General features: G+C 42.2%; 21 protein-coding genes. 13 read left to right on the top strand and 8 right to left on the bottom strand.

What is annotated here, in order from left to right; genetic code table 11:
• Nucleotides 1–65: 65 nt before the first annotated feature.
• On the bottom strand, nucleotides 66–512 hold the full coding sequence (locus tag RMZ95_RS04915; protein ID WP_322671744.1) for a VOC family protein: 447 nt from the start codon (nucleotides 510–512) through the stop codon (nucleotides 66–68).
• A gap of 78 nt (nucleotides 513–590) precedes the next feature.
• Nucleotides 591–1,103 carry a TIGR02652 family protein gene (locus RMZ95_RS04910; protein WP_292868208.1) on the bottom strand — a complete coding sequence of 171 codons (513 nt, stop codon included), beginning with the start codon at nucleotides 1,101–1,103 and terminating at the stop codon, nucleotides 591–593.
• A 239-nt stretch (nucleotides 1,104–1,342) separates the two neighbouring features.
• On the opposite strand from RMZ95_RS04910, the gene RMZ95_RS04905 reads away from it, so the two are divergent.
• The 3 genes from RMZ95_RS04905 to RMZ95_RS04895 all read left to right on the top strand — a co-directional run bounded on the left by RMZ95_RS04905 (nucleotide 1,343) and on the right by RMZ95_RS04895 (nucleotide 3,677).
• Nucleotides 1,343–1,870 carry a gamma carbonic anhydrase family protein gene (locus RMZ95_RS04905; protein ID WP_322686321.1) on the top strand — a complete coding sequence of 176 codons (528 nt, stop codon included), beginning with the start codon at nucleotides 1,343–1,345 and terminating at the stop codon, nucleotides 1,868–1,870.
• 236 nt (nucleotides 1,871–2,106) lie between these two features.
• A complete protein-coding gene (locus RMZ95_RS04900; RefSeq protein ID WP_322671746.1) occupies nucleotides 2,107–2,232 on the top strand; it encodes a photosystem II protein Y in 126 nt (41 codons plus the stop codon).
• Between the two features lie 146 nt (nucleotides 2,233–2,378).
• On the top strand, nucleotides 2,379–3,677 hold the full coding sequence (locus RMZ95_RS04895) for a folylpolyglutamate synthase/dihydrofolate synthase family protein (protein ID WP_322686379.1): 1,299 nt from the start codon (nucleotides 2,379–2,381) through the stop codon (nucleotides 3,675–3,677).
• A 36-nt stretch (nucleotides 3,678–3,713) separates the two neighbouring features.
• Here RMZ95_RS04895 and RMZ95_RS04890 read toward each other — a convergent pair whose 3' ends face one another.
• Nucleotides 3,714–5,012, bottom strand: coding sequence for a sugar ABC transporter substrate-binding protein (locus RMZ95_RS04890; RefSeq protein WP_322686322.1), 1,299 nt, complete (start codon nucleotides 5,010–5,012; stop codon nucleotides 3,714–3,716).
• A gap of 152 nt (nucleotides 5,013–5,164) precedes the next feature.
• Here RMZ95_RS04890 and RMZ95_RS04885 point away from each other — a divergent pair, with 152 nt between their 5' ends.
• The 8 genes from RMZ95_RS04885 to RMZ95_RS04850 all read left to right on the top strand — a co-directional run bounded on the left by RMZ95_RS04885 (nucleotide 5,165) and on the right by RMZ95_RS04850 (nucleotide 14,924).
• Nucleotides 5,165–6,271 (top strand): type IV pilus biogenesis protein PilM, encoded by a 1,107-nt coding sequence (locus tag RMZ95_RS04885; protein WP_322686323.1) that lies wholly within the window; start codon nucleotides 5,165–5,167, stop codon nucleotides 6,269–6,271.
• 4 nt (nucleotides 6,272–6,275) lie between these two features.
• Nucleotides 6,276–7,052, top strand: coding sequence for a PilN domain-containing protein (locus RMZ95_RS04880; RefSeq protein WP_322686324.1), 777 nt, complete (start codon nucleotides 6,276–6,278; stop codon nucleotides 7,050–7,052).
• On the top strand, nucleotides 7,049–7,813 hold the full coding sequence (locus RMZ95_RS04875) for a pilus assembly protein PilO (RefSeq protein WP_322686325.1): 765 nt from the start codon (nucleotides 7,049–7,051) through the stop codon (nucleotides 7,811–7,813). Before RMZ95_RS04880 ends, RMZ95_RS04875 begins: the two co-directional genes overlap by 4 nt.
• Before the next feature lie 281 nt (nucleotides 7,814–8,094).
• Nucleotides 8,095–10,272: an AMIN domain-containing protein gene (locus RMZ95_RS04870; protein WP_322686326.1), complete on the top strand. Its 2,178-nt coding sequence runs from the start codon at nucleotides 8,095–8,097 to the stop codon at nucleotides 10,270–10,272.
• Between the two features lie 348 nt (nucleotides 10,273–10,620).
• Nucleotides 10,621–11,262 (top strand): Uma2 family endonuclease, encoded by a 642-nt coding sequence (locus RMZ95_RS04865; RefSeq protein ID WP_322686327.1) that lies wholly within the window; start codon nucleotides 10,621–10,623, stop codon nucleotides 11,260–11,262.
• A gap of 686 nt (nucleotides 11,263–11,948) precedes the next feature.
• Nucleotides 11,949–12,233, top strand: coding sequence for an HU family DNA-binding protein (locus RMZ95_RS04860; RefSeq protein ID WP_010998076.1), 285 nt, complete (start codon nucleotides 11,949–11,951; stop codon nucleotides 12,231–12,233).
• Nucleotides 12,234–12,259: 26 nt separating this feature from the next.
• A complete protein-coding gene (cobD, locus tag RMZ95_RS04855) occupies nucleotides 12,260–13,324 on the top strand; it encodes a threonine-phosphate decarboxylase CobD (protein ID WP_322686328.1) in 1,065 nt (354 codons plus the stop codon).
• Between the two features lie 148 nt (nucleotides 13,325–13,472).
• Nucleotides 13,473–14,924, top strand: a complete 1,452-nt coding sequence (locus RMZ95_RS04850) for an NAD(P)/FAD-dependent oxidoreductase (RefSeq protein WP_322671754.1) — start codon at nucleotides 13,473–13,475, stop codon at nucleotides 14,922–14,924.
• 256 nt (nucleotides 14,925–15,180) lie between these two features.
• Here RMZ95_RS04850 and RMZ95_RS04845 read toward each other — a convergent pair whose 3' ends face one another.
• The 4 genes from RMZ95_RS04845 to RMZ95_RS04830 form a co-directional block, all read right to left on the bottom strand.
• Nucleotides 15,181–15,744: a hypothetical protein gene (locus RMZ95_RS04845; protein WP_322686329.1), complete on the bottom strand. Its 564-nt coding sequence runs from the start codon at nucleotides 15,742–15,744 to the stop codon at nucleotides 15,181–15,183.
• A gap of 111 nt (nucleotides 15,745–15,855) precedes the next feature.
• Nucleotides 15,856–16,449 carry a DUF4360 domain-containing protein gene (locus RMZ95_RS04840; protein ID WP_322686330.1) on the bottom strand — a complete coding sequence of 198 codons (594 nt, stop codon included), beginning with the start codon at nucleotides 16,447–16,449 and terminating at the stop codon, nucleotides 15,856–15,858.
• 682 nt (nucleotides 16,450–17,131) lie between these two features.
• Nucleotides 17,132–17,839, bottom strand: coding sequence for a phosphatidate cytidylyltransferase (locus RMZ95_RS04835; RefSeq protein ID WP_322686331.1), 708 nt, complete (start codon nucleotides 17,837–17,839; stop codon nucleotides 17,132–17,134).
• Between the two features lie 108 nt (nucleotides 17,840–17,947).
• Nucleotides 17,948–19,717, bottom strand: a complete 1,770-nt coding sequence (locus RMZ95_RS04830) for a DUF3685 domain-containing protein (protein WP_322686380.1) — start codon at nucleotides 19,715–19,717, stop codon at nucleotides 17,948–17,950.
• Nucleotides 19,718–19,860: 143 nt separating this feature from the next.
• On the opposite strand from RMZ95_RS04830, the gene RMZ95_RS04825 reads away from it, so the two are divergent.
• Nucleotides 19,861–22,893 (top strand): pentapeptide repeat-containing protein, encoded by a 3,033-nt coding sequence (locus tag RMZ95_RS04825; RefSeq protein WP_322686332.1) that lies wholly within the window; start codon nucleotides 19,861–19,863, stop codon nucleotides 22,891–22,893.
• A gap of 141 nt (nucleotides 22,894–23,034) precedes the next feature.
• Here RMZ95_RS04825 and RMZ95_RS04820 read toward each other — a convergent pair whose 3' ends face one another.
• Nucleotides 23,035–23,481 (bottom strand): Fur family transcriptional regulator, encoded by a 447-nt coding sequence (locus RMZ95_RS04820; protein ID WP_322671759.1) that lies wholly within the window; start codon nucleotides 23,479–23,481, stop codon nucleotides 23,035–23,037.
• 684 nt (nucleotides 23,482–24,165) lie between these two features.
• Between RMZ95_RS04820 and RMZ95_RS04815 the strand changes: the two genes are divergently transcribed.
• The gene (locus tag RMZ95_RS04815; RefSeq protein WP_322686381.1) at nucleotides 24,166–24,636 is read left to right on the top strand and encodes a CRR6 family NdhI maturation factor; all 471 of its coding nucleotides are present in this window, start codon (nucleotides 24,166–24,168) and stop codon (nucleotides 24,634–24,636) included.
• Nucleotides 24,637–24,939: the final 303 nt, after the last annotated feature.

The following is a 24,939-nucleotide window of genomic DNA, read 5'->3' as shown; positions in this document are numbered from 1 at the left end:
TCTGTGACTTCAGTAACAATACAGAAAAAAAATATATTAGCAACAAAGCTAATAAAAAAGCTGAATTACGAGAGTTTTGCTAAAATCCGAATGAATTCCAGAGGTAAGCCATCAGTATCGGCGATGAAAGCCACTTCGTAAATGCGATCGCCTATTTGCTGTTGTGTCGGTTCTAAAAGCACCTTCAACGGTTCTAATCCTTCGGTTTGACTCTCAGCCGCCAATAATACACATTCTTGCAAATTTGTCAACCAGCTAGGTAAATCTGGTGTAATCTCTGTTAAATCGAACGAGAGATGATAATACCCTACATAATGTTCGTCAGCAAACGCGTCTGGGGCTGGCTTTGGTTCGGGAATTTGGATCAGTTCAATTCTGCTGCCGCCCAATCCTTCCATCCAGCAAGCTAGGGTGTAGCCTGTGGTAAAGCGTTCTGAGATTGTAAACCCTAGAAGTTCGTAGAAAGCGATCGCTCGATGAATATTCGCAGTCCGAATAGAAGCGTGGTGCATATTAATCCTTAGTCCTTAGTCCTTAGTCATTTGTCCTTTGTTATTCACTAATGACAAATGACTAATGACAAATGACCATTACTCAAACAACCTGAAATAAGGGTAGCGTACAGGGACACCAGGCTCTTTTTCCAAGTCAAAATTAATCACTTCCCAACAGGCATCATCTGAGGTATCAGGGCTAAACTCCACGGGTAAACCGTACAAACGTGCCGCAGTAGCTTCTGGTTGTCCAGAACGCCAAGGCGTGCTGCGTTCTAAGTAGCCACTCATTAATTCCTGATAGCGTCGAGCAATAATCACTCGTGTTGCTCGAAAACCTTGGGTATAGAGCTTGTCTAATGCTTCGTGAATTTCAAAGCGAATACCATCAGGATGAGTATGTTGTCTATACCATTCATTATTCCATCTCCGCCAATGACGCCCCGATTGCAAATGGATTAACTCTCCATTTTTAGGATTAGCTTCAAACGCGCCATGACGCGGACACAGATAGGTATCTGTGAGTGTCAACGCCGGAATAGTCTGGCGACAATGGGGACACTGTATTTCCGGCCCAAACATCGGGTACTGCAAACCTGGATTCATCATGAAGTGCGTACAAACATAGTTTTGTCTTCACCAGCACTAGTGGGTTGGATTATACACTTCGGCTCAACCACTTTGGGTTACTTGCTCGCTGCTGCATAGACACGGTGTTGCGGCAGGAACATTGTTCACTAGTGTTTTCCTCAGCGTAGAGGCTTGACGCTGTGATATCCTGGTTGTGCAACCAGCCTCAAAGGTTGGTGTTTCTCCAGTGTTCCTGGGTACCATATTCATATTCTATCGTGTCTACCGCTTCTTACTGGACATCTCCTGATTTTTCTCAAGCTGCCTTCATTGCGAACAATGCTGTTGTTATGGGTTCGGTAAATATAGCAACAGGAGTGAGCATTTGGTATGGAGCAGTGGTGAGGGGAGATGTAGAACGAATTGAAATTGGCGAATGTACCAATATTCAAGATGGTGCAATTCTACATGGTGACGCTGGTTTTCCAACAATTTTAGAAGATCATGTTACCGTAGGGCATCGCGCTGTAGTACATTCTGCTTACATTGAGCGTGGAAGTTTGATTGGCATTGGCGCAGTGATTTTAGATGGGGTACGAGTGGGCGCTGGTAGCATTATTGGTGCTGGCGCAGTAGTAACTAAAAATGTACCGCCTTTGTCATTAGTTGTCGGTATTCCAGGTAAAGTATTACGGCAAGTAACAGATGTTGAAGCCGCAGAACTGATTGAACACGCTAAACGTTACCAAAAGTTAGCTTTAGTTCATGCTGGTAAGGGTACTGATATTGGTTTTAGCAAGGCTTAGAGAGTAGGGAGTAGGGAGGCAGGGGGGCAGGGGAGCAGGGGAGGCAGGGGAGGCAGGGGAGGCAGGGGGAGAAGAATTAATAACCAATGCCCAATGCCCAATGCCCAATGCTCAATACCCCATAATTTAAACATTCTTTACATTTGGATTTGGAAAAATTGCCCACTTCAGCTAAAAATAAAAATGAGAGCTGTTGACAAAACTTTAATTTCTACTTAAAAGAGGGGTTCTTAGATATGGATATCGATTTTCGTATAGCGATCGTTTTAGCACCAGTAGTCATTGCTGCTAGTTGGGCAGTGTTTAATATTGGCGCTGCGGCTTTAAGACAATTTCAAGGCTTTTTCGATAGAGAAGCTTAAATTCATTAATGGGGCATGGGGCACGGGGTACTTGTACTGAGTTTCGACTGCGCTCAACTACCGCGAAGCCGAAGTATTGAGCATTGATTATTCATCTTGTCCCCTTGTCCCCTTGTCCCCTTGTCTCCACTCCCTACTCCCATTCCTTGGATATCGATTCTGTAATACAACCCCTGCAACGCTTTGGTGTTCATTTGGGACTCGATCGCATTGTCAACCTATTGGCAAATCTCGGCAATCCCCATCACCAAGTCCCGGTAATTCATGTTGCTGGCACTAATGGCAAAGGTTCTGTCTGTGCCTATATTTCCTCAGTACTCACAGAGGCTGGTTATCGTACAGGACGCTACACTTCACCCCATCTAGTTGATTGGACGGAACGTATTTGTCTGAACGAGCAGCAAATTTCCTCTGAGGAATTGAGTCAATTATTAGAAAAAGTCCAAGCGGTTATTCGTCATCAGGACGAATCGGCAACTCAGTTTGAAGTAATTACGGCGGCTGCTTGGTTATATTTTGCTCGGCAGCAAGTTGATGTAGCTGTGGTAGAAGTCGGACTGGGAGGGCGCTTAGATGCAACCAATGTCTGCTTGGAACCTTTGGTTACACTCATTACTTCCATTAGCCGGGAACACTGGCAACAACTTGGCCCTACTGTCGCTGACATTGCTGGAGAAAAAGCAGGTATTCTCAAACCTGGATGTCCCGTTGTGGTTGGGCCATTACCACCAGAGGCAGACCAAGTGGTGCGATCGCGCGCCTTAAAATTACAATGTCCAATTTTTACACCTCAACCCGCCCGTGAAATCGCTACAGGATGGGCAGAATATCAAACTATTCAAAATTCAAACTTAATTAAATACCCTTTGCCGTTAGCGGGACAAATTCAGTTAACTAATTCAGCTTTGGCAATAGCTGCTTTAGAAATTCTCCAACAACAGAGTTGGCAGATTTCAGAAGAAGCCATAATTAACGGCATGGCCAAAACTAAATGGCCAGGGCGGATGCAATGGATTACTTGGAACAACCATAAATTATTACTTGATGGCGCTCATAATACCGCCGCCGCTCAAGTTCTTCGCCAATATGTTGATAGCTTAGACTCAGTTAACCATAAGCCCGTCAATTGGATTGTGGGAATGTTTGCCGATAAGGATCATGCTGATATTTTTACCGCATTACTGCGACCAGGCGATCGCCTTTATTTAGTGCCAATACCAGTAGAACCCTGGCCTGGTAGAACTTCTGCGGATCTAGACTACTTATCAAATCTAGCTTACAGCCTCTGTCCCGAATTAAGCGATCGCCGAATCCATCCAGATTTATTCACAGCACTAGCAGCTGCAACCTCAACCGCTACCACAGACGATTTAATCGTTTTGTGTGGTTCCCTTTATTTAATCGGCGACTTTTTAGCAACCACCAATATATTTCATAAATCATAATTACGAATTACGAATTACGAATTACGAATTACGAATTTACCTCTGATTCCACTCCTGCGCCGCATCTTCTACAGCTTTATCTACAGTTTTCTGCCCTAACATTGCTGCTTGCAAGTTTTCGTAAACTGCCTTTTGCAGTTTATTAAAATCCTTCAATGTCGGGGTCAATATTTCTGCCTTTGGCAGTTCTTGAGCACTCATTACTCGTGCTTTTTCTATTGTTGAAGCATTAGCTGAAACATCTTTAAAGTAACTATCAGACAATGCTTTGATTGTAGAAGGCAGAACATTTGCAGCTTTAGCAAAGGCTAACTGATTTTCGTCATTGGTGACAAATAAAGCAAACTTCACAGCGCCATCTGGTTGTTTACTATCGCGAGGAATAACTATGTTCATCACCGCGACGTTCTTCTTACCTGTGTCACCAGTGAGTTGAGGTGCTATTTCCGAAGCTTGAGCAATTTTGGGGGCATTATTAGCGATCGTTTTCAGGAACTCTGGCCCAGAAGCTAGAAACGCAGTCTCTCCAGATTGGTATAAATCGATCGCGTGGCGATGTCCTTGAGTTAAAGCCTCTTTAGGAAGCAAACCTTTTTTATACAAGTCTACCCAATACTGAAACGCGGCTTTCCCTGGCGCTGAATTAAACGCCGCTTTACCCTCAGCATCTATTAAGGTGACTCCCATTTGCACGAAAGATTCCAGCACTTCACCAGAATCTTGCGGTACGAAAGTTACAAAAAAGGCATATTTTCCCGTTTTGTCTTTAATTTGTTGCGCTGCTTGTGCTAATTCTGCGTAGGTTACGGGGACTTTATTGATACCTGCCTGTTTTAATAAATCAGTGTTATAAATGGTTAACCGTGTGGTGAGATACCAGGGAATCCCAAAACTCTTGCCATTAAGTGTGCTTGCTTTCCAGATATTCGGCAGATAGGAGGAACGTACATCATTCGGGACTTTCGCATCCAAATCTAACCAAGCATTTCGTCCGGCAAGCTGAGAAGCAAAACCCGGATTCAAGTTAACTACATCAGGTGGCGTTTTTGCGGAGACAGCTGTTAATATTTTGTTCTCCATTGCTGCCCAAGGTACATCGACCCAGTTAATCTTTATACCTGGATTTTGCGATTCAAAATTCGCAATTAGGCTTTTGAAGTAGTCGGTAAATTGAGGTTGGAGTTGCATTGTCCAAAACTCAACAGTTCCCGCTCCTGAAGTAGCTTGTTTTGTACTTGTATTAACATTACCTGTGCTGCAACTTATAACCCAACTGGTTATTAAGCCAAGCAGTACAAAAGCAACAAGTTGTTTAAATTTTCGCAATTGAATCATTTTCCCAGTATTTTTACGCTTGATCGGTGTGAAAAGCTTAGACAGAATTGTTGAGATTATAGGCTAAATAAATTACCCGTAAAGACGTAATATATAACGCCTTTACTGCAACAAATTTAAATTTTCAATTTAGCAGTCCAGCGGGCACAACTGTGGTAAAAAGCTTCAATAGTCTGTTTGGCAAATCGAAAAAAGGAGTAGGCATTGAGCTTGCTCCCGAACGAGTGAATGTAGTTCAGCTACGCAAGCAGGGTCAAGGCTTGAAACTAGAAATCTATACATCGGTAGCAGTTCCAGAAGGGATAGTTACCGATGGTCAAATTAACGACCCTCCAGCAATGGCGCAATTAATTCAGCAGGCGCTAGCTGAGAGCAAAATCAAAACTTCTCGCGTTGCTACTGGTGTCCCAGGACGAGATTCTATCGTTCGGATTATACCAGTGCCAGCAGAGTTAGACGATAAAGAATTGCGAGAAATGGTGCTGAACCATGAAGCAGGTTTGTATTTACCCTATCCTCGTGAAGAGGCTGATGTAGATTATCAGAAACTTGGGTATTTTGTAGATGAAGATGGCATTGAAAAAGTACATGTACTCCTAGTTGCCACCCGCAAGGAGATCACGGATACCTATATAAGTACCTTCGAGCAGGCAGGATTACAAATTGATGTTTTAGAAATTAACAGTTTTGCTCTAATTCGGACTATTCGCGAACAACTGCGACAATTTGGGCCGCAAGAAGCAGCAGTACTAGTTGATATCGAGTTCGACAGTACAGAAATCGCCATCATCGTTAACGGAGTGCCGCAATTTTCGCGCACAGTCCCCATCGGGACTTATCAAATGCAAACTGCCTTAGCAAGGGCAATGAGTTTACCTACATCACGAGATATGGAAATGTTACACGGAATGGTTATTCCTGCAACTCCCATAGATGGCGGGAAAACTGGCGTTACCGAACTCGATCCTGGCATGGCTGCCATATTGAGAGTCTTGGGGGAACTAACGGATGAACTGCGCCGTTCCATCGATTTTTACCTGAATCAAAGTGAAAATTTGGAGGTAGCGCAGATTTTATTAGCCGGGCCAGGAGGTGGACTTCAACAGCTAGATGAATTTTTTACCCAACGATTGAGTTTGCCAACTACCCAAATAGATCCAATTGGGTCTTTATCTTTGGAAGTTGACACTGATAAATATCCACAGGTGCAACGCTCTGGCTTGGCGATTGTACTAGGTCTAGGAATGCGGGAGGTGTAATAAAATGTACAGCTTAGATGTTAACTTTCTTAAAGACCGCCCAGCATACCAAAAAAAGCCAGAGAAACAACGAGGAATAGCCCTAAAACTTCCTACAGGGGATTTGACATTACTGTATGTAGGAGTTGCAGTAGGTATAGGTCTTCCGGTTTTATTTGGAGTTGGTTGGTGGTTGCTGCAAGGGAAGATTGTTGAATTAGATGGTCAGATTGCACAACTAGATCAAGAAAGCAAGAGGTTAGATACAGAAATAGGAAATATTAATAAAATCAAAGACGAGACGAAGGCAATTAAAGGGGAAACCCAAGCTTTAGTAACTGTATTTGACCAGATTCGTCCTTGGTCAGCAATGCTGCAAGATTTGCGCGATCGCATCCCAACGGCAGTGCAAATCGAGAATATCAAGCAAATCCCACCCATTGCAGTAGCGGCAGGTCAGCCACCAAATAATCCCGCAGGGGGATTAGAAATTAACGGATTGGCTCGTTCCTTTAATGATGTCAATGATTTCTTATTGAGTTTACAACAGTCTCAGTTTTTGAAGTCCACAGAAACCAGAATTGTGACAGCAGCATTAGTAGATGCTCCCTTAACATCAAGTGCGAGTCAATCTTCTAATAATGTCGTAATTAAGCCACCTCAAGTAGTTAAATACACTATTCAATCGAGCATGAACGACGTTCCAGCGTCGGAATTAATTCGAGAGTTGGAAAAAAAAGGCACAGTGGGGTTAGTAACTCGAATTCGTAATATGCAACAAACAGGAGTCATTTCAAAATGACGCTGAGTGATGATTTAAATTTTTCCGAACAAGGTGGGGAATTCGATCAGGCAACGCCAGCCGCACCCGTAGTATTTGGTATTGCCTTCACACCAAAAATTATTGGGATCTTGGTAGGGGTAGTTGGTTTAGCGGGAGCAGCTTATATATTTTTAAACCTGCTGATGCCAGCTTGGGAAAACTATCAGCAACAGCAAGCCAAAAGCTCTGAACTGCAAGCGCAAATTGAGCAAAAAAAAGCCAATATCAAACAGATTGACAAAGTTAAAGACGAACTAGCACAGGCAAAGCAGCAAAAAGTTCAGGTTTTAAGTTTATTTGCTAACGAAAAAACCTTAGATACATTACTGTTGGATTTGAACCGCTTAATTGAGTCTGGCAATAGTGCAACTTCTATTAATGCAGTCAGAGCCAAACTGAAGAGATATGTGCCGATTTCCCAAAAACCAGAACCGATTACCGATGGAAGTCTAGGACTAGGGGTTGACGGCAAGCTGCAACGCAGTACGATCAGCGCTGAGATTACAGCAACTTATGAACAAACACAATCGATAATTCGTAACATTGAGCGGTTACAGCCTTTGTTAATAGTTAAAGATTATCAAGCAACTTTGGCTCCAGTAGAGACAAGATCCCCATTAGATAAAACGCCGATGCAGGTAGGCCCAGCAGCGATTAATACATCATTCCAGTTACAGGTATTGATGCCACTTAGTCCAGAAGAAATAGCGGCAGCAGCAAAAGCTGCCCCGAAAAAGTAGTCAAATTAGAGCTAGGACGAATAGAATTTCGCGGCTACACAAGCGTAGACAAACTCTTCCCACACACTAAGGAAATAATTGAGGATTTTGAAACTCACTTTCGTCCTTGGTCTTTCCGCAGGGTAGGTGGGCAAAGTCTCGTCTAGTTAAGCCAACGCGATCTTCTTCAAAAAAGAGAGGCTAGCGCCAATGGGGAAACCCCATAAGCAATTGGCGTGTGGTTTCTAAGCGCCTACTCAAAATTGTTTGTAAACAAGGTTTTATAAGGTGAGGAATGAACTGTGAAACAGCTTCACGGTAATAGTTTTATTTTAGCTACTGCTGCTTTTGTATTTTTGGCAGCTCAACCAGTTTGGGCACAAATTAGTCAAGTTACTGATGTCCAGTTAAATCCAGTTAATGGTGGAATTAGCGTCGCTTTGAAAACTTCTTCCGGGTCGCGCGCCCAAGTTTTCACTACAAAAAGAGGCAAGGCTTTAGTCGCTGATGTTATCAACACTCAATTACGATTACCACAAGGTAATAGCTTTCGTCAAGATAACCCAGCACCAGGAATTGCCTCTGTTGAGGTTAGTCAGCTTGATGCTAATAGTATTCGGGTGACGGTAACTGGGAGCAACAATGCACCTGGCAGTCAACCCGTGATGCGATCGCCAAATGGAATTACACTCAGCTTTAGCCCTTCAACAGGCTCTACAGCATCAGTGCCAACGCCAACAGCCCCAACAACCCCAACATCCACAGCACCACCTGTTACAACTCCAGCCCAACCTGGTCAAAATCCAGGTGTTCTCGTTCCTAACCCGGAAGTCACCATTGACGGACAACCTGCACAAGCTGCTGGGCCAGGTCAACCTGTGAGTCAGGCTCCACCGTTCTTACCTCGAGCCGTCGCCCCACCAGTGGGAGATATTGCTATTTCTGCTACTGATGCTTCTCCTAGTACCGTTGACTTAGCAACTCAGGAACGTGTACCTCGTTTAGTACTGCGAGATGCCCCAGTACGTGAGGTTTTATCATTGCTTGCTCGTGCTGCTGGTTTGAACCTGGCTTACGTCGGAGGTGAGCAAGGTGGTGGAGGTCAGCCAGGTGGCGGTGCTAATGCACCAGCAGTTTCTCAAACTATTTCTTTAGACATAGAAAATGAGCCAGTGCAAGATGTATTTAACTACGTTTTGCGCTTGAGTGGTTTAGAAGCTAACCGTAGTGGTCGTACAGTTTTTGTCGGAGCTAAATTACCTAATGCAACGCGTGACATGGTTATGCGTAGTGTGCGACTCAATCAGGTAACGGTGGGAACCGCACTAAATTTTTTGGTTGGCTTAGGAGCAGAAAGTGCCGTCAGCCGCGAACGACAAGTTACCAGTGTTAGTGCAGTAGCCGTGGGTAATACGGCTGCTCCCATCACTCAAACTCAGACGACCACGGAAACCAAACTGGAAACTCAACGCGCTGATTTTAAAGACTCTAGCCCATTACTAAGAGGTTTACAGGCATTAGGAGACGAGCGCACCAATTCCCTAACCTTAATTGGTCCTCCTAGACTAATTGAGATTGCGATGGCTCAACTAACTCAGCTTGATATCCGCCGTCGTCAAGTGGTAGTCAACGTCAAGATTATTGATGTCAACCTCTCGAACATTCAAGACTACAACACTAGCTTTTCTTTTGGGGTTGGTAACAACTACTTTAGCAATGATGGTGGTATCGCCTCTCTGAATTTTGGAGGTAAAAGACCAGCTACTAGTGATGAAGTAAGAACTAGCTTGACTAGTACACCGATCGTGAATGATGTCTTTAGCACTGTTGCAAAGCCAATAACATTTACTAAAAGTCTTCTCGCTAGCTTGCAGGCTCAAGTGACAAATGGCAATGCCAAGATTTTGACCGACCCAACCTTAATTGTGCAAGAAGGTCAGCAGGCTCTGGTGAATCTGACTCAAGAAGTAGTGGGAAATATAACCCTGGAAACAACGGATACTTCTGGTGGTTCTAGAACAGAAAGAACAATTGAGAAACAAAAAGTTGGCTTAACCTTGAGTGTCAAAATTGAGCGGATTGACGATAATGGGTTCGTTTCTTTATCGGTTGCTCCTACTGTCAGCGCTCCTTCCGCCTCAGAAAATACAGGAAATGGACAAATTATTTTAGTGTCTGAGCGCTCTCTTACTTCTGGCTTAATTCGCTTACGAGATGGTCAGACACTAATCCTAAGTGGTATTATTCAAGACCAAGATCGGACAGCTGTCTCCAAAATTCCTATCTTAGGCGATCTTCCGCTGATTGGTTCGTTATTTAGAAGTACAAACCGACAAAACCAGCGTCAAGAGGTGATTGTGTTGCTTACACCTCAGATTATGGATGACTCTGAGAACTCCTCTTACGGCTATAACTACGCCCCTAGCCCAGAGGTGCGGCAAATCCTTGAGCGTCGTGGGTTGAAGGTTCCTGGTAGATAAGGAGCAGGTAAGTTATCTCTGACAAAAACTCAGATCCCCGACTTCTTAAAGAAGTCGGGGATCTTCTTATTCATAAATAGGATTTTAAATGTCATTTTAGAATAAGAATACTCAATCACAATAAAAGTAGTAATACTAGTGGGTGAATACTAATGAGTCCAGAACAAGAGTTATTAACAAAATGGCGTTCTCTTCACAAGACAAACAAGAGGAAGTTTTAAAATGTCCTCAAACTATTTCCGGGGAAAATGTTTTACCTGATTTTGTACTCAATATAATATAACGAATTTGGTAATAGGTTCGTAGGGATACGGTACTGGAAAAAGTTTTGTTGCAAAGAAATGAACTATGGTGGCAATAACAACATCCGCAGAAAATAGGGTTTTACTTCAAAATATCAGCTGGCAGACATTTAAAACCATGTTGGCTGAAATGGGTTCGGATCGTAACTCCCGACTGGCTTATGACAATAGAACCGTAGAAATTATGACCCCACAAATGCCGCATGAGAACTCAAATCGCTTAATAGAGGTTTTTGTTGGCGTGTTGTGCGAGGAGTTGGGCTGGGAAATTAGACGCGCTGGTTCATTAACTTTAATGCGGGATGATTTGCAGCGGGGAGCCGAACCAGATAGTAGCTATTACATCCAAAATGAAGCGCTAGTTCGAGATAAAGAAAATATTGACATAGCTATCGACCCGCCCCCTGACCTAGTGCTGGAAGTGGAATATTCTAGGTCTGCAATAGACAAGCTGAGGCTTTATGCTGCGATGGAAGTCCCTGAATTTTGGCGCTATAACGGCAGTGTGTTGCGAGTCTACACGCTTGCAGATGGGCAATACTCAGAAGTCGAAACCAGCCCTACTTTTGCACCTGTGTCGGTCAAGGAGATTCCTCGGTTTATCCAAGAAGCTAAGAAGAATGGGGAAATTGATACTACCCGTGCTTTTCGGGCTTGGGTGCAACAGAAAATTTCTGCTAAGGAATAGGTTTGTTCAGTGCCTACGTTCGTTGTACCCCTACGGTAAGCTACGCGTAACGGATGCACCAGAAAAAGTTTTTGCAGCGTAGTTTACCGCCGTAGGCATCGCCCCATAAATGTTAAGAAACATGTAACTAATGGATAGCCTTCTAGGGGAGAAGTTTTAATTTTTCCCTCTTCGCTACTAAAGAAGCTTGCTATGGGGTTAAATTTCGCATTGGATTTTCCACATCAGATAAAAAGTGAGCAAAATCTGCGACTTTTTAGAGAAATTGGGAATCTGAGCCTTCAATTTCCATAAAAATTGGTTAATCTCAGCAATAACTCTTCAACATCGTTAATCAATGCCAACAAACATTGACCATCTTCCACCTCCTACTCCCCTGTTTTCTTTGCAATTGCGGGATTTACTAAGTATTTTTTCCTACTTTTGGGGTGGTTTTTAGTGAAACAAGTACCCTAAAATTACAAAAAATCCTGAAATCTATATAAATTAATGGTTTCATCTATCCACATCAGGCTACTACACCTTAGAATGATTCATTGAAAAGTCGAGCCGATGGGATGTACAGCCGTTTTGAGAAAAAATACTCCCAAAGGATGATTTTTGTATTTCCGCAAACAAAGATTTCAGTACGGATGTATTAATGTGTATCCGTACTGAAATCTCAAGTAAACCTTCAGGAGTTTGACATGAACAAAGGTGAATTAGTTGATGCCGTAGCTGAAAAGGCTAGTGTTACCAAGAAACAAGCGGATGCAGTCTTAACTGCTGCTCTAGAAACGATTATTGAAGCGGTTTCCTCTGGTGATAAGGTGACATTGGTGGGATTTGGCTCATTTGAATCACGGGAACGTAAAGCTCGTGAAGGTCGCAACCCGAAAACAAATGAAAAAATGGAAATTCCAGCGACGAGGGTTCCTGCCTTCTCCGCAGGAAAACTGTTTAGAGAAAAGGTAGCACCCCCAAAAGCATAGGTTCTGTCTTCGGGAACCCTTTTTTAATGCGGCAACCTGCACACGGGGGAAATTTAGCCTGGGCAGCAGCACTGGCTGGCTGTCCCCCTGATGCTATTCTGGATTTTTCTGCTAGCATCAGCCCGTTGGGGCCTCCAAACAGCGCGATCGCTGCTATTAAGTCCCAAATTGGTAATCTTAAGCACTATCCAGACTCAAACTATAGTGAACTGAGACTAGCTCTCAGTCACTTCCATCAATTGCCGTCAGAGTGGATTCTGCCGGGTAACGGCTCCGCAGAATTACTCACTCTAATCGGTAGGGAATTAGCTCAATTAGCCGCAACAATTTTGATTACTCCAGCCTTTGGCGATTACTACCGAACCTTGGCAGCGTACAACGCTAATGTGCTGGAGTGTCCTTTGTCATTGGTCATTGACAAAGGACATAGACGCCCCAGCGGCTTCCCGCAGGGTAGGACGAAGGACAAAGGACTATTGCTGAATAATCCGCACAACCCAACCGGAAAACTATTTTCACGGGAGTCTATTTTGCCCTACCTGGAGCAATTTGCTTTGGTTGTGGTGGATGAAGCATTTATGGATTTTGTGCCGCCCAATGAGGAACAAAGCCTGATTCCGGTGGTGCAGGAATATCCGAATTTAGTAGTGTTGCGATCGCTGACCAAATTTTACAGTCTCCCAGGACTGCGATTGGGATATGCGATCGCACACCCCGACTGCCTAGCTAAGTGGCAGCTATGGCGTGACCCTTGGCCTGTAAACACGCTAGCGGCAGCAGCGGCAATTGCGGCACTCCAAGATACGGAGTTTCAGCAGCAAACCTGGGCATGGCTACCACCTGCACGAAACCAACTGTTTCAGGGTTTAGCTGAAATCCCAGGATTGCAACCCCAAGCAAGTGCTGCTAACTTTTTACTGGTTGAGTCCCAAGAATCTACTTCCCATTTACAGCAACAATTACTTAAGTATCACCAGATTTTAATCCGCGATTGCCTTAGTTTTAAAGAACTAGGCGATCGCTTTTTCCGGGTTGCTGTACGTCAAGAGTCTGATAACCAACGCTTACTAACAGCGCTAAAAGAGAGTTAGGAGTTATAAGTTATAAGTTAGGAGTTATAACTTATAAAAGGTTTTAATTCTTAACTGTTAATTCCTAACTCTTAACTCCTAACTCCTAATTCTTAACTCTTAACTCTTAACTCCTAACTGCTAACTCCTAACTCTAATCTAAATTCACGTGACCGTTGACTACGATGTTGTAATTATTGGTGGCAGTCTTGCTGGATACTATGCTGCACTTGCTGCAACCCAACTACATGCTACAGTTGCCCTGGTACAACCCAAAGTAGACTACGGGTTTACTCATCACCATGCTCTTACCGAAATTGGTAAACTAGCGCAGAAGTTGAAGGATGCGGCTGGTTTTGGTATTCATGCCACACACACTGATACCTCACAAGAATGCCAAATATCTATGGCATGGCAAGAAGCGATGCTGTATGCTCAATGCGTCGCTTCAAATCTCCAAGAACAGTATTCCCCAGCCATTCTAGCTGCGCAGGGAGTCGATGCGATCGTTGGCAGTGGTCAGTTTCAATCTTCACCTCAATTGGCATTTGCCGTTAACAATCGCCTACTACGTGCCCGTACTTATTTGCTAGCCAGTGGTTCGCGTCCAGAAATTCCAGAGATTGAAGGATTACAAGCCACTGGCTATCTAACCCTTTCTAATATTTGGCAATCGTTCCAGGGAACGACATTACCCAAAAATTGGGTAATTATCGGTGGAATTCCCCAAAGCATTGAAATTGCTCAAACTTTAGCAAGGTTTGGTTGCAGTGTGACGCTGGTAGTCAAGCATCCTTATGTTCTTCCATATCTAGACCCTGAGATAGCTACATTGCTTCAGGCGCAGCTAGAAGTCGAAGGTGTGCGCGTACTCACCGAAAAACCAGTAACTCAGGTGAGGGTAATTGAAAATAAAAAGTGGATTCAAGCAGGAGATAAGGCCATTGAAACTGATGAAATTTTAGTGGCGACTGGCCAACAGCCGAATCTTGAATTTCTAAATTTGGCAACAGTAGGTGTGAAATGGCATCGGCGTAGCTTAGTAGTAAATGATAAACTGCAAACCACCAACCACCGCATTTATGCTTGTGGTGATGTAATTGGTGGTTACGACTTTGCCAATATCGCTAATTATGAAGCAAAAATTGCCCTGAACAATGCACTATTTTTCCCTAGATTACGAGTAAATTATTCCTCAATTCCTTGGGCGATATTTTCTGCGCCGATGCTGGCGCAAGTGGGTTTGACAGAGGCACAGGCAAAACGCCAATTTCGTCGAGATGAAGTTTTAGTTTTGCGACAGTATTTTAAAACAGTGGCAGCAGCCCAACTTCGGGATGAAACCACTGGTATGTGTAAATTAATTGTGCTACGCAATGGAGAAATTTTAGGGGCTTCGATATTGGGGGCAGAAGCTGGAGAATTAATTAATTTGATTGCCTTGGCAATATCACAAAAAATTAAAGTTAAACACCTAGCAAATTTATCTCCTGCCTATCCCAGTTTCTCAGAAATTCTGGAACAAACTGCAAGAGAGTGGAGTAAGCAAAAGTTAAATACCAACATTCCTTTGCAAGAGTTTTTAGAAGGCTTCTTCCATGTCCGTCGCAATTGGAATTAGCACTTACGTAGGGAGTTGTCACTATAATAACTTAAACAAGGTATTGATATAGGACTCCAATTTAATTTCTGAAAACATTTTGAAACTGAAAACCCCGTTTTCTAAGGGTTTTATCTAAAATATCGTTCAAAAATCAGATATTAGTCCTATATCATTACTGACTTTGCAGTTCTCGCTGCCTTTGCTAATATTGACAGCACCTCGATCGCAGACCAACCTCATCAGAATTGGGGAGCATTCCTCAAAATTGAGCTTATTATTTTTGTTGAAGTGTAAATTTGAAATCTGTCAACTCTAATTCTCCTCCGGTTGTTGTTAATACTAAATTAATGCCTAAAACACTTTTTCCTGTAGTTGTATAGTTAGTTGGAAGTATTTGCTTGGTCAAATCAAAATTTATAGTACTTTCATATCTTATTTGATATGGAGTTGGTTTATCGCCAAGTAAAAACGATGTGATAGCTACTTGTGCTGGTGCTTTCTTGACTACACCTTTTACAGCTAAAGGCACGAGTCTAAATTGCTTTTGAGTATTAGAGGTATCAATTCTAATGATACATCTAGCCCTTGACGATTGTGCCTTTACAGTTATAGGAGCGCGAAGCGTAAACTGATTTATTTGCGGATTGAAGCTTATATTACATCCTCTGTTAACCGAAAATCGCGGCTGGTTGTTTACTGGAGCAGCAGTGCTAGATGAATTGGCATCATAACAGAAAAAAAACAAGCACATTAATATGAAAAAATTACGTGCATCACTCAATCTCAACATAACTTCCTCTCCATCAACAGAAATTTGTAATTTTAAAGAAGAATACATTTGGTAGATTCAACGAGTGGGGGATTTAGATTCACCACTCATTGAAGACCACTAAATTTGGAATTTGGTGCGTATATCACCATCTATCCACAGAATCGCTAAAAGCAACTACTAACAACGCTTTAGGTCAAAAGAAAGTATCACATCTCCAGCATTGAGATCGGCTGTATCAACAAAAATAGAACTTCCTGCTGAGGATTGTGCAGTCAGATTAATACCTAATAATCCTTGTCCACCACCACTACATAAACCTGTAGCAGCTAAAACAGTAATCTCATCTTGCTCTGCAAATGCCTTACTAGATGTAAACTTGCTAGTTTTAGGGGAAGCTACGGCTTGACCAAGAGCACCACCACTAAAGCTATAAGTTCTGCTTAAGCTGGTACCTTTACTCTTAGTATTAATATCAGTAGTTCCTTGGTACAGTACTTGTACATTTTGGATGATGAAACCACTTGGAATAAAACTTTGAACGCGTAAAATACACTTTTGACGCTGACCATTGAATGCACTAAAGTTATCCAAGATGAGCGATAAGGTTCTACCATCCTCTCCAACAAGTTGATCGGCAACCTTACATCCACCAGACCCGATTGCATCTCCAAAAGTAATACTAGGCTCGTCAGCCAAAACCTTAGTCGCGATCGCGTTGATTCCAAGAATTGTAGATATAGACAGTAATACACCAAATTGTTTAAAGTTCATATTGATTGTACCTATGTTGCTAGAGTTGTTTTTTGATGAAAAATGCATTCAGAAGCCAGAAGGTACGAGATATGAAGGCATTTCTGCTTTAATCCCACCCTTAAAAGCATGAGATTGAAGCAAGGATGCTTTGTGTCTGTGTTATATCTCGACACAATTTTGTTCTAGTAATGGGCAATCACCCACAACTAAAGTTTTGATTGATACTTACAGGCTTCTGCCTTCTTCAATTGTGGGAAATCCTTTCAGGTATGCTTTGACAATTTCTGCTAAATCAGAAAATGAAGCATAACAGTGTATCGCTGGAGTTAAGAGAAACAAGATGGAAATCAGGCTACAAGATGTATTCTTGCTGTATTGCCCATGTGGGGAAGATCATATAGTTGTCTCAATCAAAAAATATGTGTTCTCGATCACAGATATCTTGTGTTTACGAACACTGCCAATTTCAAAATAGTAGTATTGTAGTATGAAGTAGCAGTACTCCAAAGTTAGGTGCTAAAAATTAGGGGTATAAATCGCCGAATTAATAGTGCGATACCGATAGCGCAGCGTTAGTGAGCCGTCAAGCGTCACAGCCCGCCGCAGATATCGCACTGAAATAGCTATTTTTATTGAGAATCTATATTATGAGTGGCTGAAATTCTAGTTGTAGATTGGGAACGAAGTAATTAAAAGTGCCTTAAAAACCCTGCATGAAAATCCAAACTACTCCCGCCGCTGTTAGAGGTACGCTGAGGTTATCTGTGCCGTGGGGCGAGACTGCCTCTGCTAAGGTTGCAAAAGTAGCAGTTATCACCGCCGTCAACAATGCCCATCCGAAACTTAAAGGCTTTGCTAGGGGACTTAGCAAAGAACCAGGTAGCAGTAACAGCACCAAGAAAATCACTACTGTACTCGCTATAAACATTGCTGCTGAACCTTCCCAGGAACGCACAGAACTTCCTACTTGGTATTTATGCTGCCCAAAACGTCTACCGATTAATGCTGCTAGTGCGTCACCCCAGGTCATCGCCATTATCCCAGCTACAGCGATCGCAACGCTATCTACTGGCCCATCTGGTCGCCACAGTAGCCCGAACAGTAGTGTCACTGAGATGGCGAAATAAACCGTACCAGGTGAGCTATCTTGGGTATCCATTGCGCCGATGATTCGGTAGCGGTAAAACAAGTAGTTCAGTCCGATAAAGGTAGCAAAAGGTATAATTCCGATTTCCCAATTCTTAAACAGTAGCAGGACGCCGAAAGCCCACATCCCTGCACCAATATGGATTACTTTGCGGGTCAAATCCGGCTTTACACCAAATAGCCTACGTAGTCCCTCGCCAATCACAAGCAGACTGATAGCGTAGACATAAGAAATTGCTAGTCCGATAAAATCATTTGTCATTTGTCATTTGTCATTTGTCATTTGTCATTTGTCATTGGGCATTGGGGATTGGGCATTGGGCATTGAGTTATTTCCCTTGTCCCCTCCTTCTCATCTTTGCCTGCTGGTTCACTTAGATCGATCGCTATTTCGTCTAAAGTTCTTTTCTACTGACGAAACGCTACCAATACCTTGAAGAATACCACGACCGATTAAACCTAAACCCCGACCAACTATTTGGGTAAGGATAAAAACTATACCGCTACCGAAAACTGCTAATAGTGATTTTAAACGCGGTGCGATCGCATCACTAAATTCTAGGAGCAATGTCACTACTAAGGGAATATTAGAAAGTTTTACTAACTCCTGATTTCGAGGGGCATAAACTGAAGTATTGGCAATGCCACGAGGCGCAATTACAAATAGTTCATACCGACTTTCAAAAACTGCTTTTGGCTCGTTTATATAATTTTTTAATCTATATTTCCACGACAAATCATTTCTAAATCGTTCAATTTCTCTTGTAGAAATCAATTGGCGTCCATAAAAGTTTTGCTTAATCTCTTCTACATCTGCTAAATAATTTAATAGTGGTTGCACTACTCCATTCGCTACCTGAATCAATAAGTTCTCTAAAATCATTAATGCTTGAGACTTAGCTTCGGCACTTACTACTGGATAGGAGGTATTATCAATGTTCAATTCTGTTTGAAATAACAGATAAGAATACAACTCACAAACTAGCGGAATTTTATTGATAATCTCTCTCTGTACAATCTCTGTATTTTGCAGCAACAAATTAACAATTTCTATGTTTTGATTAACTATTTTTATTCGAGAAAATTTCCCAAAAAAATCTGTAATTGCTGCTTGCCATAAATCACATAGCAAAGTATTTTGTAGTTCATATAATTGATTTATCTCTATTTGAGAAGTACGCAGTTCATCCAACTGTCCAGCTAATTTTTGTAGGATTAGATAAAGTAATTCCCGTTTTTTATCTTCACGAAAGATATCAATTTCTAAAGGTATATCTGTGACATTTCGTAAAGGAAATTGAAGTTTAGCAACACAAGATGTAAACAAGGCAGATTGTAGGGTTCCCGGACTCAGTAAAGGTAATACAGTTTGCCGTTGCTGAATGGCACTACTCAATGAAGGAATCACAGGCGGCTCATCAGCAACCGGAATCTGTTCCTCTTGCCTTTCTTGTGATGAAACCAACAACCGATTTAGCAACCAACGAGCCGCTAACAGTTCTCGCCGCTGTCCAGCTAGAGTGGCTCGATCTAGTAATGGCAGTCCAGGAGTTTGTAATTGTGCTGTTACTGCGGCTAGGGTAGCATCAATGTTAGCGATTCCTGACAAACGTAAATTATTTCGCAGTTTAAAGAAGGGGAGTGAGGAGTAGGGAGTAGAGACGCGATTAATCGCGTCTCTACAGGACTTAGGAGTTATTACTGCTTCTGTGTCCTGGAACCAATAAGAACCACCATCTGCAACTTCTTGGATGGCGGCGATTAACTCAGGAAGTGGTGTACCTTTGGAGCAGTAGCCATTGATACCAATAGATTTCGCAGCTAATAGCAGTCCTTGTTCTTGAATAGAACTGAGGAGCAGAATTGGTAGGTTGGGATATAAGGCTCTGAGTTGCCGACAGAATTGTAAACCCAGCTGTTGACTGGTAGTAGAGCGACCGTTGCCAAATTCTAAAACTATCAAATTTACCTGGTTAGGGTCTTTTTCGGCAATTTCTGCTAGAATCTGCAAGGCAATGGTATCAGTTTCTACAACTGCGATCGCTTCCAGGTTAGGAATCGCTTCCAGAGCTACCCGTAATCCCAGACGAAAAATCGGGTCTTGGTCGATTAACAATAATTTTAAAGGGCGATCGCTCATAATCCACTCAATTAGATCGGCACTGTTTTTTACCAATCAGAAAACAACTTTGATATAAAACTTTGTCTTCCCCATTGTCATCTGTTTTCGCAAACTGATAAATCGATCGTAATTGCCATAAACAGCTTTCACTGTGTGATTAAATGAACCTGAGTATTCGGCACTGGTTGGCAGAACGCCATATTGCAATCAATCAAATCAGAGAGTTTTCTGAGGGGCAATTGGCAGGTATTGCCTACCGTATTGTTCAGGATATGGAACTCAAAAGCCTGATGCCTTTTGATATCTGTATCTTGGTAGAGGTTTTAGAACTGCCCTTAAGTATTGTTTGGGAAGAAATTAGTGTCATTTCCCAGTTGACAGAAAAACTGTTGCGTAGCCTCAGCCAAAAAAAACCGTTAAAACGTAACGAAGGGACATGGCTAGCGTTTCAAATTGCCTATCTCCAAGCTTTGCAAGCAATTCTAGAGCAGGAAGCAAGCCTACAAAAACCGTGGTTAGACCGAGCAATTATACCCATACAAGCACACATACTTAAAGAAGATGTGGGTAAACTCATTTTCCAAGATTCGCAACTACAAGGATTGCTAAAAACTCTCAGCCCAGGTAAATTGACTGATACTCAAGCTGAACAAGCACTGTCTTCGGTTGCAGATTCATTACTAGTGCAACAAATAAATAATGCTACTATCGCTTGGTTAGTTGCCAATGGTGCAGAGGAACCGGAAGCAAAACTTCTAACACAGCGTTTAGTCAACTCACTTCCTGGTGACATACTAGTAGTCGTCACTGAGAATGCTGCACCTTTAGCCCAACTGCAAAAATTTTTCCGTTTGGGGATCTCATTATCTCCCAGTTTCATTACCCCAGAAGTTGGTTCTACAGTCAGTGAAAAAATTGATTTGCACCGAGAACATTACCGTGCAAGTTTGATTAAAAACCTCAGTATCCCTTTACTGATGGAATCCTTTGCTCTTAAGGATATCTATGTGCCACAAAAAGGCTTACCAATAGAAGAAAATATTTCTGAACAAGATAAAAAAGCTGTTAAACCAGTTGATTTAAAAACATGGGCGCAGCAACAGTTAACTGATTTAGAAACGATCGCTGTTATTGAGTCAGAACCAGGTTATGGAAAAACTAGTTTTTGCCAACTTTGGGCAGTACAGGTAGCACAGGAATTGTACCCTACTTGGATGCCTATAGTAATTAGGTTGCGAGATGTAAAATACGGTAAAACTTTAATCGAAACTCTAACTTCTGCCTTTGGTGTTAATCTTTCAACTTGGTTAGAGCAAGAAAATCTCCCTTGTCTGTTGCTGCTGGATGGTTTGGATGAACTGCCCCATTCTGTCCAGAGTATCAGGGCACAAGCAATTTTTATTCAGCAATTACTAAACCTTCAATCTCAGCACCGCCACAAAATTGTGTTGACAAGTCGCTCAACGACTTTACCAGAAATCGTCTCGGAACTACCGCTATTGTTGAAGCGAATTATTATTCAGCCATTGGATGTGGACGAATTCAAACAATGGTTTCAACAGTGGGCAAAAGTGCAATCATTACCCATTGCTCAAAATTTATTTACATTATTAAAACAGGCAGGGTTATTTAATAGCCAATCAAAGTTAAGCGAATTATCTCCCCTTATCCGTCAACCCCTAATGCTGCATTTATTGGGCCTCTTGCACCGCGAGGGATTGCTAGATGATGAACTATTGCAGTTAGCAGCTAATACCCAAAAGTCTTTTCTGTTATGGGAAATTCATCATCGTCTGAGTCGATGGTTGTTGGGTTATCCGTTAATTGGTGGGATCAAGACGATGTTACTGCGTTCGGGTACAGCTCATATTCATCGGACTCCAGAAGCGATCGCTAATTTACTCGCTAATCGTCATCCCCAAGATTTACTCGAGCAGATGCAAGCGATCGCTCTCAAAATTTTACACTCGCAACGTCATCAAATTAATCTAACTGGTGAGTTTAATACTTTACCAGCGTTTTATTTTAAAATTTGGGATGTAAAAAGCTCAGGTGAAAGCGCAGCGAAAAGTAGTTTAATTGAGTTTTCGCATCTCAAGTTAGGAGAATCTCTTTGTGCAGATGCTATTGTTGCCCAACTTAAACTTCTGACTCAGTACCAAGATGAGGCTTATGGTACGCCCACTTTTGTACTTGATTCCAGTAGCGTAGCTCAGAATATTTATAATTTATTAGGTTACGGGATACTTAGCCAAGAAATAGAAGAACTAGCGATCGCCGGATTGCGTCGCCAGCAAAAGCACAAATTTTCGTTTGAAGTTTTATTTCAACGTCTTTTATCTTTCTGGCGTGCTTACTGTCAAGGACGTTGGTTAGATGAGGGGATAGCGCACAACGCTTTGACTAATTTTCATGCACTGCAAAACCCTGTGAATGTTGAACAGGTGAATGCTGCGGTGGGACTGAATGTATTTTTATTGCTTTGTGCTTGCTACCGAGAAACAAAAGTTCCATTTTGGCCTTGTGGGAATCCAGTCAATTTGACAGAATTCAATCCAGAAGTGTTGAGTGTGCTAATTGCTAGGACAACGGTTTTACATAAAAGTGCCTTCGCAACCCGAATCAAGTCTCTGGCTGGACTGAATTTATCGGGAGCCTCTTTATTGCAAGTGATGTTAACTGGGGTAAATCTTGAGCAAACAAATTTATCTAATGCGGAGTTAACAGGGGCGAATTTGGCTGGAGCCAATTTGCAACAGGCGAACCTCGCAGGTGCTAACTTACAACACGCAAACCTCGCAGGTGCGAATTTACAACAGGCAAATCTCACAGGCGCAAACCTGCAACAGGCAAACCTGATGGGGACAAATCTCAATTCTGCCGATCTCACCAACGCCTGCTTATTTGACGCCATCCTTGCGGCGAGTGACAAAAAATTGGCTGCTGATAATGGAGCCTTGTTCTCTAAAGAGTTGTTTCAAAAACTGAAACATTTGCGTAGTTTACCGCCGCAGGCATCGCAGCAGCGCTTTTTAAACACTGTGAAAATCACGCCAAATACAAACGTTAATTGGAACGAAACCCCTGCGATCGGACTAATTGAAAGCTGTGAAGGCGCAATTTTATCAGTAGATTTAGATGATGATGATGCCGATGATGAGACAGTTTTTGGTAAGAATTCAATTGGAGAATAGGGTATGGGGCATTGGGCATTGGGCATTGGGCATTGGGCATGGAGAAGAGAGAAAAGAAACAAGGGAGAGATTTTCAATAATTCCTCCTTGCCCCCCTGCTCCCCTGCTCCCCTGCCCCCCTGCTCCTCTGCTCCCTGCTCCCTAGACCTCTTGCGGATTGCGGTAGCCAAAAAAGTTAATACTGTACTCAGTAATCCGCACTCCTGTTTCTTCTTCAATTTTGCGGATCAAATCTTCTGGTAGTTCCACATGAACATCAAGAATTTGATTTGTATCCAAACAGTTTATATGACTGTGAGAGTCACTAATGTTGCCGTACAAACGTCCATCACAGCGTTCAATACACTCAATAATGCCTTGACTGGATAGTGCTTCTAAATTTTGATAAACAGAGGTATGACCGATCTCTTTGCCTTGTTGGTTCAAGCGATCGTAAATCTCTCTTGCAGCAAGATGTTCATTTGCTTGCCAAAGTAATTCCAGAATAAAGCGACGCTGACGACTGACGCGCATACCCAGGATTTGACAGCGCTCAAGTGCATCTTCTAAGGAACGAATTGGTTTTGTAGTAATTGTTTGTTTTTGCATATTACAGCTTGTTAACTGTTGGGGGGAATTTTCCCGTCTAAATGTTTATTGGTTATTTAATATATGCAATGATATTGCACACCGCTGTCTCACCTGTACTTATGTTTTGGCTTTTGATGCTGTGAAAGTGACAGGTGGCGATTATGATTTTTTTTGGTTGTTGACGGCTACTTTGTCAGACCTTAATCTAAAACAAACTCATTACAACTTTAACTTAAAATTGTTGTAAATGTCCACCTTGGGGCAGCCATTGCCTTGCCCAAGGAAGCTGATTCTAATCGCGTACCATATTAATCGTGTAGTAATTATTTAATTAGATGCGAGTAAATATATCAATGATAAAAGTAACATTTAATTTTAGTAAATATCGGTGAAGTGAGTCGCGTAGGCGAGTATTTACCGCAGCCATCGCTAGTGGCTCATATCAAGGCTATTAATGGATGTATATTTGTTATAATCACCGAAAATTAAGCAAAAGTATCAAATAAATTTGAGCAAGGTCAGACTTGTGTTTAAACCTTGTATGGGTTGACGAAATTATCAGCAAAAAGTATCAGTAAATACTAATTTATTTATGAAAAAGACATTGTGCGATCAAAAGTCAATGTAGCGTCAATCCCTGAAAGCTGCTACTGTATATTCTCGATCCTACAGTTGAGCATCAAGAAAGTGGCTGCTAAATCAATGACAATTGCGATCGCACTCAATAATGACTTCATTAACAATCTGGATCTGTCCCCTGCATCAACGGTGATTGAAAAAATGCTGCAAGATGGGGTTGTATCCCACGAACAGCAGCTACGCTTTGATGTCAATTACGATCTCCAGCCTGGAGACCCACGGGAACTCTCAGAAATTCCAGAGGTGCGCCTGTGGTTTGTGCGTCTAGATGCCAAATATCCCTGGTTGCCATTTTTACTAGATTGGAAAGCTGGGGAATTTGCTCGTTATGCCGCCATGCTTGTACCACACCAGTTTAGTTCTCAAGAAGGTATTCAGTACAATCCTGAAGCCTTAGAGATATTTTTGATGCACAAAATCTTTATTTTAGGTGATTGGCTGAAACAACAAAACATACCCAGCCTCTCGCGCCTAAAGTCTATGGCGCAAATTCTAGGTTATGAATTAGATGATGCTTTTTTTGAAATATTTTAAATAGCTAATAGGTGATGGAAGAGTTTTGAGAAAATGTTCTTTGTTTTAGTAAACTGTGTGAGGTTATTCTGATATTGCAATATCGTTCAGTTAAACCCTAAATCTTCTGTAGAGAAGCGTTAGCGCATTGACCGACACGAAGTATAATTTCGCGCCTCTATTTGCCGAAATCAATACCAGAAACTTAATTGAATCGTATTGAACTATAGTATATTTTTAAGGATTTTGGGTTTAACTCAACTTTATTGTGGTATAACGCACTAGAATACGATTTGTCTAAATAAAAACTGAAAGCCGTTGTCA

This window comes from Nostoc sp. DedQUE07, from assembly GCF_034530975.2.
GTDB lineage: Bacteria > Cyanobacteriota > Cyanobacteriia > Cyanobacteriales > Nostocaceae > Nostoc.
Note: the sequence above shows the minus strand (reverse complement) of the source record. Positions and strands in the feature narration are given on the sequence as shown.